General features: G+C 64.7%; 13 protein-coding genes. 5 read left to right on the top strand and 8 right to left on the bottom strand.

Annotated elements, in window-relative coordinates; translation table 11 throughout:
* Window positions 1-34 precede the first annotated feature (34 nt).
* The 5 genes from FJ977_RS08720 to FJ977_RS08700 all read left to right on the top strand — a co-directional run bounded on the left by FJ977_RS08720 (window position 35) and on the right by FJ977_RS08700 (window position 5,554).
* The gene (locus tag FJ977_RS08720; RefSeq protein ID WP_140770469.1) at window positions 35-1,102 is read left to right on the top strand and encodes a substrate-binding domain-containing protein; all 1,068 of its coding nucleotides are present in this window, start codon (window positions 35-37) and stop codon (window positions 1,100-1,102) included.
* 68 nt (window positions 1,103-1,170) lie between these two features.
* Window positions 1,171-2,673 (top strand): sugar ABC transporter ATP-binding protein, encoded by a 1,503-nt coding sequence (locus FJ977_RS08715; RefSeq protein WP_244735275.1) that lies wholly within the window; start codon window positions 1,171-1,173, stop codon window positions 2,671-2,673.
* 3 nt (window positions 2,674-2,676) lie between these two features.
* Window positions 2,677-3,705 (top strand): ABC transporter permease, encoded by a 1,029-nt coding sequence (locus FJ977_RS08710; protein ID WP_140770463.1) that lies wholly within the window; start codon window positions 2,677-2,679, stop codon window positions 3,703-3,705.
* Window positions 3,702-4,670, top strand: coding sequence for an ABC transporter permease (locus FJ977_RS08705; RefSeq protein ID WP_140770461.1), 969 nt, complete (start codon window positions 3,702-3,704; stop codon window positions 4,668-4,670). The genes FJ977_RS08710 and FJ977_RS08705 overlap by 4 nt, the downstream gene beginning before the upstream one ends.
* Window positions 4,671-4,672: 2 nt before the next feature.
* A complete protein-coding gene (locus FJ977_RS08700; protein ID WP_140770458.1) occupies window positions 4,673-5,554 on the top strand; it encodes an SMP-30/gluconolactonase/LRE family protein in 882 nt (293 codons plus the stop codon).
* A 9-nt stretch (window positions 5,555-5,563) separates the two neighbouring features.
* Here the strand turns inward: FJ977_RS08700 and FJ977_RS08695 are convergent, their stop codons facing one another.
* From FJ977_RS08695 to FJ977_RS08665, 8 genes are all read right to left on the bottom strand, one after another.
* On the bottom strand, window positions 5,564-6,256 hold the full coding sequence (locus tag FJ977_RS08695) for an amino acid ABC transporter permease (protein ID WP_140770455.1): 693 nt from the start codon (window positions 6,254-6,256) through the stop codon (window positions 5,564-5,566).
* Window positions 6,257-6,259: 3 nt separating this feature from the next.
* A complete protein-coding gene (locus tag FJ977_RS08690) occupies window positions 6,260-6,925 on the bottom strand; it encodes an amino acid ABC transporter permease (protein WP_140770453.1) in 666 nt (221 codons plus the stop codon).
* Between the two features lie 59 nt (window positions 6,926-6,984).
* A complete protein-coding gene (locus FJ977_RS08685; RefSeq protein WP_140770451.1) occupies window positions 6,985-7,794 on the bottom strand; it encodes a transporter substrate-binding domain-containing protein in 810 nt (269 codons plus the stop codon).
* Between the two features lie 186 nt (window positions 7,795-7,980).
* Window positions 7,981-8,112, bottom strand: a complete 132-nt coding sequence (locus tag FJ977_RS36630; protein WP_281406808.1) for a hypothetical protein — start codon at window positions 8,110-8,112, stop codon at window positions 7,981-7,983.
* 11 nt (window positions 8,113-8,123) lie between these two features.
* Entirely contained in the window at window positions 8,124-8,339 is a 216-nt protein-coding gene (locus FJ977_RS08680) for a hypothetical protein (RefSeq protein WP_140770449.1), read from the bottom strand.
* A complete protein-coding gene (locus FJ977_RS08675) occupies window positions 8,336-9,091 on the bottom strand; it encodes a COG4280 domain-containing protein (protein ID WP_140770446.1) in 756 nt (251 codons plus the stop codon). Before FJ977_RS08675 ends, FJ977_RS08680 begins: the two co-directional genes overlap by 4 nt.
* A gap of 79 nt (window positions 9,092-9,170) precedes the next feature.
* Complete coding sequence (locus FJ977_RS08670; protein WP_140770443.1) at window positions 9,171-10,214, bottom strand: ABC transporter ATP-binding protein; 1,044 nt, start codon at window positions 10,212-10,214, stop codon at window positions 9,171-9,173.
* Window positions 10,211-12,034 (bottom strand): ABC transporter permease subunit, encoded by a 1,824-nt coding sequence (locus tag FJ977_RS08665; protein WP_181179710.1) that lies wholly within the window; start codon window positions 12,032-12,034, stop codon window positions 10,211-10,213. The genes FJ977_RS08670 and FJ977_RS08665 overlap by 4 nt, the downstream gene beginning before the upstream one ends.
* Window positions 12,035-12,052: the final 18 nt, after the last annotated feature.

The raw sequence follows: 12,052 nt of genomic DNA, 5'->3' as shown, positions 1-12,052 counted from the left end.
GCGATTTCGCAACGAAAAATGGGAGGAGAAAATCATGAAATCACCAAGCCGTAACATCGGCCTTGCAGCGCTTGCCGTCACCATGATGGCTGCGGGCACACAGGCCGGCCACGCCGAGGACAAGAAGCCCTACACCATCTATCTCTCGAACAATTTCGTCGGCAATGATTGGCGCCAGCAGATGGAGCGTGTCGCCACCGTGTCGGTCAACAAGGGGCCGCTCAAGGGCCGCGTCGACCTCAAGATCGAGAATGTCGAGAACACCGTCCAGGCGCAGATCAATTCGCTGAACAACATCATCCGCCAGAAGCCGGATGCCATCCTCGTCGACGCCGGCTCGGATTCGGCCTTGAACCCGACCATCAAGAAGGCCTGCGACGCCGGCATCGTCGTTATCTCTTTCGACCAGGTGGTGACCGAGCCCTGCGCGCTCGCCGTCGCTTCCGACTGGGACCGCATCCCTTCGGTCATGGCCGAGTGGATGGCAACGCAGCTTGGCGGCAAGGGCAACATCATCCTCGACCGCGGTCTCGCCGGTGCGCCTATCTCGGCGCAGCTGCAGCAGGGCTATGAGAAGGTTCTGGCCAAATATCCCGACATCAAGGTCGTCGGCTATTACAACGGCAATTATGCGCTTGGACCGGAACAGTCCGGTGTCGCGGCCCTGCTTGCCGCCAATCCGAAGATCGACGGCATCATGACGCAAGGCTATGGCTCCGGCGCCATCCAGGCGTTGAAGGATGCCGGTCGGCCGATCGTCCCGGTCGTCGGCTTCTCCTACAATGTCGCCGCCGTCACCTGCGCGCAGACGCAAGGCGCCAAGTGCATCCTCGGCTCCAACCCGGCCTATCTATCGTCGGAAGCGATCAAACTGGCGGTCGATATTCTCGACACCGGCAAGAAGCCGGCCGAGCGCTCCGTTTCGGTGAAGGGCGACTTCGTCACCACCGATCCCTTCGAGTCCAAGCTCTATCCGGGCACCAAGATGATCAAGATCGCGATTGGCGAAAATGCGTTCCCCGACCAGGCGCCCGGCCTGACGTTGCCGATCACGCCCGACTGGGTGGAGATCACCGCTGCGGAAGCTGCCGGCACCAAGTAACATCCCGTGACCACGACCGTGTCTCCCGGCATCGCAAGATGTCGGGAGAGCTTTTCGAAGGCGCATTCATGGACCTCGTCACCGTCAACGGCCTGTCCAAACGCTATGGCGGCATCGTCGCGCTGAGCGAGGCGACATTCAGCGCCCGCGCGGGCGAGGTGCACGCGCTGCTCGGTGAGAATGGCGCGGGCAAAAGCACCTTCATCCAGATCCTGTCGGGCGCCGTACGGCACGATGGCGGCTCGATCCTGGTCGATGGCCAGGATTATCGTCCCGCCGATCCGGATGCCGCGCAGGCGCTTGGCATTGCCGCCGTCTTCCAGGAATTGTCGCTGATCCCCGATCTCAGTGTGGAACAGAACATCTGGTTCCGCCACGAGCCAAGGACGCTGCTGCGCACGGTCAACCGCGCGGAGATGCGCCGCAAGACGTTGGCGCTGCTGGAAAAATACAACTTCCCGGCGCTCCGCCCCGACCAGGAATTGCGGCGGCTGACGCTGGCCGAACGGCAGATCGTCGAGATCGCCAAGGGGCTGGCCAAGGACCCACGCATCCTGATCCTCGACGAGGCGACCTCGGCCTTGCCGGCTCGTGAAGCCGAATGGCTGCTGAAGCTCACCCGGCAACTGGCCGCCGAAGGCCGGCTGGTCATCTTCATTTCGCATCGCATGGCCGAGGTGCGCGCCATCGCCGACCGGCTGACCATCTTCCGCAATGGCAGCACCGTGGCCGCGCATGAGGCCAATGCCGTCTCCGACAACGAGATCGTCACCCAAATGATCGGCCGGCATCTCGACCGGCTCTATCCCGAGCGCATTGCCACCGCCACCGACCGTATTGCGCTGAAGGTCGGGAATTTCTCCAGTGGCGGGCGGCTTTCCGGAGTCGATTTCGCATTGCGTGAGGGCGAAGTCCTCGGCGTGGGTGGCTTGCAGGGCCACGGGCAACGCGAGCTGTTCCAAGCACTGTTCGGAGCCTCAAGAGCGAGCGGCACGGTCGAGCTTTGGGGCAAGCCCGCCTCGATCGGCAATCCACGCCAGGCGCTGACCGGCAAGGACGGTATCGCGCTGGTGCCGGAGGATCGGCGCGGGCAGGGCCTGCTCCTGACCAAGAGCGTGCGCGAAAATCTGACACTGTCGGTGATCAGGCGCTTTACAGAGAACGGCTTGCTCAGCCGGCAAAAGGAAGCCGCCCTGGTCAAGGAAATGGTCGATTTCCTGCGCATCAAGGCCGGCACGCCGGAGCAGCTTGCCGGCACCTTGTCCGGCGGCAATCAGCAGAAGGTGATCTTCGGCAAGATGCTGCTCACGCAGGCGCGCGTGCTGCTGCTTTACGATCCGACGCGCGGCGTCGATGTCGGCACCAAGGGCGAGATCTTCCAGCTGATGCGCGACCTCGCGGCCAAGGGCTACGCGATCCTGTTCCATTCCAGCGACATGCCGGAACTCGTCCATGTCGCCGACCGCGTGCTCGTCATGCGCAACGGCCGCATCGCCGCGACGCTGGAGGGGGACCAGATCTCGGAGGAGCAGATTTTGCGCGCCGCCATGCTTGAAACCAGGGCGGCCTGAGGCATGGTGATGTCCGCGGAGCACCCTGTGGAGATGGCGCAAAGGCCAGCTGAGATCAAATCTGCCAGGCCCGGCATCGACTGGCGCGGCCGGTTGCTCGACCGCGCGCCGTTCCTGGTCGCCTGCCTGATGCTGGCCTTGATTGTTGGCATTTACGGCAGCCTGCAGTCCGGTGTCTTTTCGCTCGATGAGCTCAACCTCGACACGGCGGCGGCAATGACGCTGATGCTCGCGGCCACCGGCCAGACCATCGTGCTGGTGCGTGGTGGCATCGATCTGTCGATCGGCGGCATGATCAGCCTCGGCACGGTGATCGCGGCGACGCGCTTCACCGACGATCCTTCAACCACGGCACTTTGGGCGCTGATCATCCTGGCGCTCGGCTTCGTCATCGGCGCGCTCAACGTCCTGCTGATCTCGCTGCTCAGGCTGCAGCCCTTCCTGGTGACGCTCGCCACCTGGTCGATCCTCAACGGCGTCGCCATGATCATCCTGCCGACCGATGGCGGCAGCATTCCCTCGTGGTGGGTCGGCTTCGCGTCCGCACAGCTCATCGGCCTGACCAGCCCTGTCTGGATGCTATTGGCGCTGCTCGTCTTCTGGTGGTGGTTTCGCGCGACGCGCGTCGGCATCGCCATCCAGGCGACCGGCTCCAACGAAAAATCGGCCTTCTTGTCCGGCGTCTCGATCACAAGGGTCAACCTCGTCACCTATGGCCTGTCGGGCCTGTTCGCGGCCGGCGCGGCGCTGTTCCTGGTGACGCAGACCGGTGCCGGCTCGCCGACCATCGGCAAGGACTACATCCTGCCGTCGGTGGCGGCGGCGGTCATCGGCGGCGTCAGCCTGTTCGGCGGCCGGGGGCATCTCGCCGGCACGCTGATCGGCGCCTTCGTGCTGACCCTGATCGGCAATCTGGTCTTCGTCCTGCATGTGTCGAGCTACTGGCAGCCGGTCGCGTCGGGCGTCATCCTGCTGCTCTCGGTGCTCGCCAGTTCCGTCGCCGAAAAAGCCGCGAGGAGCCGGGTCCAATGAGCGCCTTCCTTGCCCGTAACCGCCTCATCGTGCTCGCCTATGCCGGCATGGTCGTGCTGCTCCTGGTTACGGCGCTGTTTTCGCCGGGCTTTCTGTCGATCTCCAACATGCGCTCGACTGTCGTGCTTGCCGCCTTCGTCGGCATCGTCGCGCTCGGCCAGACCTTCGTCATCATCGGCGGCGGCATCGACCTGTCGGTACCCTGGGTGCTCAACTCGGCCGCCATCATCATGGCGCTGCTATGCGGCGGCCAGGATCTGCCGCTGGTCTGGGTGATGCCGCTGCTGCTTGGCGGCGGCGCGTTCATCGGCTTGATAAACGGCCTCGGCGTCGCCCAGTTCGGCGTGCCGCCGATCATCATGACGCTGGCCACCAACGTCATTCTGCAAGGCCTGATCCTGGTGCTGACCGGCGGTTCGCCAACACCCTCGGCGCCAGCCCTGATCCAGTTCTTCTCGGTCGGCCGCATCGGCGGCTTTCCGGTCATTGCATTGATCTGGCTGGCATTGACGCTGGTTGCGACGCTGCTGCTCTCCAAGGCGGCGTTCGGCCGCCATCTCTATGCCTTGGGCACCAGCGCCACGGTCGCGGAATTCTCCGGCGTGCCGACGGCGCGCACCACCATCCTCACCTATGTCATCTCAGGCCTCACCGCCGCCTTCGCCGGCATGCTTTTGACCGGTTATTCCGGCCAGGCCTATCTCGGCATGGGTGACGCCTATCTGTTCACGTCCATAGCCGCGGTCGCCATCGGCGGCGCCTCGATCCTCGGTGGCAGCGGTCACTATCTCGGTACCGTCGCCGGCGCCATGGTGCTCACCATCCTCACCGGGCTGCTGCCGGCGCTGAACCTGTCGAGCGGCGCGCTGCTCATCGTATACGGCGCGGTGATCCTGCTCACCGTGTCGATCGGCAGCGAAACCTTCTCTGGTCTCGGCGGCCGGCTGCGCAGAAAAGAGGGCTGACCATGGTCGAAATTTCTTGTGTCGTCGACGCCAGGGCCGAGCTCGGCGAAGGGACGCTCTGGGATCCCCAAGCGGGCGTGCTGTGGTGGATCGACATCTGGAAGAAGCTGATCCATCGCTATGATCCGGCAACCGGCAAGGACGACGTCTTCGAGACGCCGGAGTATCTCGGCTGCCTCGGCCTGCGCGAAAAGGGCGGCCTGGTGCTGACCATGACCAACGGCTTCCATTTCTTCGATCCCGCGACGGGTAAATTCGAGGCCATCGTCGATCCGGAAGCGCATATGCCGGAAACCCGCTTCAACGACGGCAAGCCGGACCGCCAGGGCCGCTTCTGGTCGGGCTCGATGTTCGAGGTGCCGGGCAAGCCGATCGAATTTGTCGGCGCGCTGTACCGGCTCGATCCAGACCTCTCCGTGCACAAGATGATCGACGGCATCGGCTGCTCCAACGGGCTGGCCTGGAGCCCGGATTCGAAGACCATGTATTTCTCCGACAGCCATGCCGGCGCGGTGTGGGCCTATGATTTCGATCCCGTCAGCGGCGACATCGAGAACCGCCGCACCTTCATCGACATGACGGTGACCGGTGGCGTCGCCGACGGCGCCACGGTCGACGCCGAAGGCTGCTACTGGGTGACCATTCCGGTGACCAGCAAAATCTGCCGCTACGACCCCGACGGCCGGCTGATGCAGACGGTGCTGCTTTCGACCGACCTGCCGACCTGCTGCGAGTTCGGCGGCAAGGACCTCGACATCCTCTACGTCACCTCGGCCGTCCTCAAGCGTCCCGACAGCCACTTCATAGGTCAGCAAAACCCGGGCGGATTGTTCGCGCTCGACGTCGGCGTCAAGGGCCTGACACTGCCGGCCTTCAAGGGCTGACGTCCACACTCAAGCCGCCGACATCACTAGTGCTGTCTCGGCCTTCCTTGTCATTCCGGTAGCGAAACGACGCTCGAGATAGCCGGCATAGAGCGATAGCGGCCAGCACAGCGCGAAGTAGATGATCGACACCGTGCCGAACACCAATACCGGCTGGAAAGTCACGGTGTTGACCTGCGTGGCGGCACGGGCGAGCTCGGTCAGCCCGATCAGCGAGGCGATCGACGTCGTCTTGACGATCTGCACCATGAAGCCGACCGTCGGCGGCAGCATCAGCCGTATTGCCTGGGGAATGATCACCAGCCGCAATGTCCTGACAAAGCGGAAGCCGAGCGCTGTCGCAGCCTCCCATTGTCCCTTGGGGATCGCCTCGATGGCACCGCGGAAGATCTCGCCGAAGAAGGCGCCGCCATTGAGCGAGAACGTCACCGCCGCGGCTGCCCACGGGTCCGGCCTGTAGCCGAGGAACGAAGACCCGTAATAGGCCATGAACAGCTGGATCAGGATCGGCGTGCCCATGAAGAACTGGATGTAGCCGGCAGCCAGCCAGCGCAGCGGCCGCGCCGGCGCCACCCGGATCGCGGCGACCACGAGGCCGATCAGGCCGCCGCCGGCAAAGGCGATCAGCGCCAGAAGGACCGTCCAGCGCGTCGCGAGCAGAAGGAACATCAGTTCGTTGGGGCCGAAGTCACGCAGGCTCATGATTCAGACCTTCCAGCGGAACATGAGCTTGCCGATGCCGGCGAAGAGCAGGCTGGCGGCCTGCACCAGCACGAAATAGATGATGGCGATGATGATGTAGACCTCGAAGCTGCGAAAAGTCTGCATGACCAGATTGTTAGCGACCGCCGTCAGCTCTTCCGCCGCGATCGCACCGACGATCGACGTCCCCATGATCTGCAGGATGAACTGCGCCGACAACGACGGGTAGACCGCGCGCGCCGCCGGCACCAGCACGACATGGCGGATGATGCGGTAGCGGCCGAGGCCGAGCGACTTGGCCGCCTCGATCTGCCCCTCGGGAATGGCCTCGATGCCGGCGCGCAATATCTCGGTCGCATAGGCGCCGAGATGGATCGACAGCGCCACGACGGCGGCCGTGTTGCTCGACAGCTTGAAGCCGAACAGCGGCAGCGAGAAGAAGACGAAATAGAGTTGGATCAGAAGCGGCGTGTTGCGGATCAGCTCGACATAGGCAGCGATGAGCCACGACACAAAGCGCGGCCCGAAGCTGCGGCCGACGGCACCGAGCACGCCGATGGCGGTGCCGAACAGGATCGACAGCGCCGCCAGCTGGATGGTTTTTTCCAGGCCGCGCAGCAGCAGGTCGAGATGGACAAGGATCGGGCCGAATTGCAGGGCGGTTTGCATGGGTCACGAGGTCAAGGAAACGGGGCCGACTTGGCCCCGCCCGACTGCGGATGTGTAAATCAGAAGACCGGCAGTACCGGCAGCGGCTGGTTGCGGTACTTCATCGACAGCGCATCCAGCGTTCCGTCGGTCTTCATGGTGAACAGCCAGGTGTTGATCCACTGCCGCAGATTGTCGTTACCCTTGGCGACGCCGATGCCGAAGTAGAAGGTCTTCAGCACGTATTTCTGCTCGAAGGCGTCACCATTCTGCGCCTTCTTCAGATAGATTTCGCCATAGTCGCCACCGCCCATGGCATCGATCTGGCCCGACACCATCGCTTGCAGCAGCGAGGAATAGTCGTCGAAGCGCAGGATCTCGATGCCGGGATTGGCTTCGGCGGCCTTGGTCAGCAATCCGTCCTCGCCGGTGCCGCGCGTCAGGCCGACCTTTTTGCCGACCAGATCGGCGACACCCTTGATGCCGGTGCTTTTCGGGGCGATCACCACCGCCGACTGGCCGGCATAGGGGATCGAATAGTCGATCTGGATGGCGCGCGCCGGGGTGATCGAGAAGATCGAGATCACCGCGTCGACCTGCTTGGTCAGCAAGGCCGGGATGCGGCCGGGTGAGGTGACGGTGACAAATTCAACCGGCACGCCGAGCGCCTCGCCCATCTTGTTGGCGACCTCGACGTCGAAGCCGGTTGGCTTCAGATTGGCGTCGAGAAAGCCGTAGGGCGGTGTCGTGGTGTCGATGGCGACGACCAGTTTGCCGCGCGCGATAATATCCTCGACCGACTGCGCCGAAGCGATCGATGGCAACAGCGCCGCAATCGCCAGCACGATGCCGGCCAGCAAGGCGCCGGCCCCTCTCAGGAAAGTCCGCATGTTTTCCTCCCATGCATTTTTCTGGCGCCTTGCGTCGATATCGTTCGAGCGGGGCGCACTCGCCGCCCAAGGATTTGAAACAGATCGATCTCGCCCGCCGACATCCCTTGCAAACCGGGGACGCAGCGTTCCTCTGCGAGTTATAATGGTATGCTATTATAATGTTATTGGTCTGTCCATGAGCGTTCAGGCGACCTTTTTCATCGCCTCAATGCCCGTGCCTGCGGAGACGAGCCTCTCGCGGCGCGCCTGTTGGGCACGGCTGCCGATCATCTTGATCACGTGAGCGGCTGATGCCTGCAAGGCATCGAGCCGCATGGTCGCCGCCGTTATCGACCGGTCTGGCGTGCCGCGCGGCGAACGCTTTGCAACAGGATGGCGAGGCAGCCGACCAGCAGCAGCGCGCCGCCGATGAGCGGCGGCAATGCCAGCAGCTTCACCGCCGCAACGACGGCGGCCACCAGCACCAGCGCCAGCAGCGCCAGATTGCCGTCATCGACGAACATGCCGAAGAATTCCCTGGCGACAAGACGAACGGCATTCATCGGGCGAGCCCTCCAGCGGCCGCGGGATAGGTGCTGCGCAGCCAGCGCACCATGGCAAAGGACGCCAGCGCGACGATGGCGAAGATGGCGAGCAGGGCGAGATCGGCGCCCGGCCAGTCGGCACCGATGCCCTCGCCGGTCCAGAAGATGCCGAAGCTGGTCAGCATCAGTCCGACCACGAATTTCAGCGCATTCTCCGGCACACGCGCCAGCGGCCTGTGGACCGCCAGGCCGACAAGCATCACCAGGACGAAGGCCGCCAGCGCGCCCAGGCTGGCGTAAAGCGTTTGCCCGTGAGCCGCGCCGACGGCAATGACGATGAACACCACCTCGACACCCTCGAGCAGCACCGCCTTGAACGAGGCCAGTCCGGCGAGGTAGTCGGCACGACGGTCGTTGGCCTGCTGGTGCAGGACGGCGGTCTCCTTGGAGAAGGCCGCCGCCTCGTCATGCAGGGCGATGACGCCGACGCTGCGCAGGATGGCCTTTCGCAGCCAGCGCATGCCGAACAGGATGAGCAGGACGCCGACGACGAACTGCAGTGTGGTGATGGGCACCAGCGCCAGCAGCGGTCCGAACGTCAGCACCAGGGCCGCCAGCACAGCCAGCGCCAGGGCGGCACCGGTCAATGCCGGGCGCCAGCTGCGCGTCACGCCGACCGCAAGCACGATGGTGAAGGCTTCGACGACCTCGACGAAGGAGGCGAGAAATGCCGCCGTGACTGTCGAGAGTATGGGTGTCAGCGTCTGCATCAAGGCTTCCTGCGTTGTCTTGCTCGACCATGGTCTTTTTGGCCGGTCATTTCTAGCTTCGGGATCGTATCCAGATCACTTATGCGGTCAGCACCACACAGCGCTCCGGTGGCAGTGAAAAGATGAGCGAAGCGCCAATCGGCGGCGCTTCGGGCCAGTCGAGCCGCACGCGCTGCGGGCCAAGGTCAACCGCCAGCCGCCAGCATCGGCCCTGGAAGGCGCTCGACAGAACCTTGCCCTGCAGCCGGCTGTCGGGATAGGCGTCGGCCGGCCGCGCGTCTTCGGGGCGGATGACCAGCATTCCGGCGCCGGAGCGGGCGCCAGGCGTACGCACGGCTTCGGCATCGGTCTCGGCGATCTTGAAGCGTTCGTCGCGGACCTGACCGTGAACGACCGAAAAGCCGCCGATGAAGCTGGCCACGAAGGAATCGGCGGGTGCCTCGTAGATCGCGCGCGGCGTGTCGAACTGAACGATCTCGCCTGCCCGCATGATGGCGATGCGGTCGGAGACCGCCATCGCCTCCGCCTGGTCATGCGTCACATAGACGACGGTGATGGCCTCGCGGCGCACCAGCTCCATCATTTCGATGCGCATGTCCTCCCTGAGGGCAGCGTCGAGGTTACTCAGCGGCTCGTCGAACAGCATCAGCGCGGGACGCGCGGCGAGGCAGCGCGCGATGGCGACGCGCTGCTGCTGGCCGCCAGAGAGTTCTGTGGGATAGCGATCGCGGTAGGGGGCAAGGCGGGTGACGTCGAGCGCGTGGGCGAGCCGCTGGGCGATGTCGCGATCCGAAAGCCGTTGTGCCTTGAGCCCGAAGGCCAGATTGTTGGCGACCGTCATGTGCGGCCACAGCGCATAGTCCTGGAAGACCATGCCGATCCGCCGCCTTTCGGCCGGGATGACCGAGGTCTCGCTCCACACCACACGCCCATCCAAAGTGATCAGCCCTCTTTCGGGCTCGACCAGTCCGGCAATGATACGCAGGAGCGTGGTCTTGCCCGACCCGCTGGCGCCGAGAAGCGACACCACCTCGCCGGCATCGATCCTGAGGTCGAGGTCAGTCAGGATGGGACGTCCGCCGAGCGACTTGCAGATGCCGGCACAATGCAGGGAAGCAGTCATGACAGGGTTTCCGCGCTGGCGATGTGATTGCTGCCGGCATCGGCAACCCCTGCGCCGCGACGCGGTTTGACGAATCGCCGAAGCGGGTACCAGACCAGCGCCGCGCCGATACCGGCGGCCGCCATGGCGACCAACGCGATGGCCGATGCCAGCCCATCACGGTCATGGCTGAACAGTTTCAGGATCAGCGTCGGCGCCGGCGGCCCGCTCTGGGGAATGAGCATCTGCGAGATCGGCAGTTCGAAGACGGTGCGGATGAACGTCAGCAGGAAGGCCGTCACCACGCTGAGCAGGACCAGCGGCAAGGTGATCGAAAGCAGTCTTCGGATTGTCCCGACGCCATGCAGGCGCGCCGCGTCCGTCAGGCTCGGCGCCAGCTGGCCGATCGCCGAAAGGATCACCACCAGGCAATAGGGAAGGGCGGCGGCGACATAGCCCATGACCAGCAGCGACCCATCGCCATAATGGGGGAATGGCCAGTCGCGGAATCCCGGCAGGCGATTCCAGACCAGGATATAGCCGAAGCCGAGCACGATGCCCGGTATCGCCACCGCGCCCAGGGACAGGCCGATGACGGCTGTGCGCAGGACCGGGCTCGCGCGGTCGAGCTGCGCCGACAAAAGCAAGGCGAGCGCGCTGGCGATGACCGCCGTCAGTCCGGCATAGAAGAGGCTGCGCAACAGCCCGTCATTGGCCGCGGTGTCCGGACTGAGTGCCGCCGCCACATTGACCGTGGTGAAGTTGCTCCAGATCAGCCCATGGCCAAGCGTCTGCGTCAGCGCGCGCGCCGCGATCGCCGCAAGCGGCAAGGCGAGCGCCAGGAAGGCAATGGCAAGGGCCGCCGCGATGGCGGGCCATCGCCATGGGCCGAGAGTGTAGAGCCGGGCCGGCCTGGCGCGGCCGGAAATCAGGCGCGGGTCGGCGCGGCGGCGCAGCAGCCGGTCTCCCACAACGACCAGCAGGACAAGGCTGAGCAGCACGAGAGCCTGGGCGCCGGCGGCGGGAAAGTCGACGGGATAATCGCTGGCAGCGGCGTAGATGCCGTAGGTCAGGACACCGAAATCGGACATTCTGGCGATGGTCGAGGCGAGGCCGAAATCGGACAGCACCTCGGCGAAGGTGGCGATGAAGCTCAGGGCGATGGCCGGCGCCAGCAAGGGGCCGTTGATGCGCAGCCAGATCCGCAGCGGTGCGGCGCCGGAGAGCCGGGCTGCATCCTCCAACTCGCTGCCCAGTCCGGCAAGCGCGCTGCCGATGATGAAGGCCGCCAGCGGGAACAGGCTGAGTGTGTGGACGAACACCAGCCCGGTCAGCCCAAAAAACGAAGCGCCCAGCCAGGACGGCAGCAAACCGAATTGCGCCAGATAGCCGCCAGGCGACATCAGCAGCACCCAGGCGAGCGCCTTGAGATAGGATGGCGTCAGGAAAACCAGCCACGGCACCGCCGAAATCGCGGCACGCAACGGGATGTCGCAGCGCTGGACAAGGACGGCGAAGGCTCCGCCCAGGACCGTCGTGGTGCAAGCGACCAGCATGCCGAGTTCGAGCGAGTGCAGGACCGACCTGGCGAGATAAGGCGAATTGAACACGCGGGACAAGGGCTCGAGGCTCAAGCTGTTGTCGGGATTCTGCGCGGCGAACAGGTCCGGCATGACCGCCTGGACCAGCACCAGGGCAAGCGGCAATCCGATCAGCAGGGCAAACACGGCGTAGACGGCAAATGACCCGCCGCCGCGAACAAGCACCGTCAGCCCGCCTCGCGGCAGGCTGCTGGTGCCGGCGCGACGGGCTGATACCGCGGCGCCTGTATGCTGGATCATTGTCATTGCCAGAACAAG

It is taken from the genome of Mesorhizobium sp. B2-1-3A, from assembly GCF_006442655.1.
Taxonomy (GTDB): domain Bacteria; phylum Pseudomonadota; class Alphaproteobacteria; order Rhizobiales; family Rhizobiaceae; genus Mesorhizobium.
Note: the sequence above shows the minus strand (reverse complement) of the source record. Positions and strands in the feature narration are given on the sequence as shown.

Bases quoted from the DNA above. Each gene is read 5' to 3' on its own strand.
- FJ977_RS08720 (WP_140770469.1), top strand. From the start codon at position 35: ATGAAATCACCAAGCCGTAACATCGGCCTTGCAGCGCTTGCCGTCACC.
- FJ977_RS08715 (WP_244735275.1), top strand. From the start codon at position 1,171: ATGGACCTCGTCACCGTCAACGGCCTGTCCAAACGCTATGGCGGCATC.
- FJ977_RS08710 (WP_140770463.1), top strand. From the start codon at position 2,677: ATGGTGATGTCCGCGGAGCACCCTGTGGAGATGGCGCAAAGGCCAGCT.
- FJ977_RS08705 (WP_140770461.1), top strand. From the start codon at position 3,702: ATGAGCGCCTTCCTTGCCCGTAACCGCCTCATCGTGCTCGCCTATGCC.
- FJ977_RS08700 (WP_140770458.1), top strand. From the start codon at position 4,673: ATGGTCGAAATTTCTTGTGTCGTCGACGCCAGGGCCGAGCTCGGCGAA.
- FJ977_RS08695 (WP_140770455.1), bottom strand. From the start codon at position 6,256: ATGAGCCTGCGTGACTTCGGCCCCAACGAACTGATGTTCCTTCTGCTC.
- FJ977_RS08690 (WP_140770453.1), bottom strand. From the start codon at position 6,925: ATGCAAACCGCCCTGCAATTCGGCCCGATCCTTGTCCATCTCGACCTG.
- FJ977_RS08685 (WP_140770451.1), bottom strand. From the start codon at position 7,794: ATGCGGACTTTCCTGAGAGGGGCCGGCGCCTTGCTGGCCGGCATCGTG.
- FJ977_RS36630 (WP_281406808.1), bottom strand. From the start codon at position 8,112: ATGCGGCTCGATGCCTTGCAGGCATCAGCCGCTCACGTGATCAAGATG.
- FJ977_RS08680 (WP_140770449.1), bottom strand. From the start codon at position 8,339: ATGAATGCCGTTCGTCTTGTCGCCAGGGAATTCTTCGGCATGTTCGTC.
- FJ977_RS08675 (WP_140770446.1), bottom strand. From the start codon at position 9,091: ATGCAGACGCTGACACCCATACTCTCGACAGTCACGGCGGCATTTCTC.
- FJ977_RS08670 (WP_140770443.1), bottom strand. From the start codon at position 10,214: ATGACTGCTTCCCTGCATTGTGCCGGCATCTGCAAGTCGCTCGGCGGA.
- FJ977_RS08665 (WP_181179710.1), bottom strand. From the start codon at position 12,034: ATGATCCAGCATACAGGCGCCGCGGTATCAGCCCGTCGCGCCGGCACC.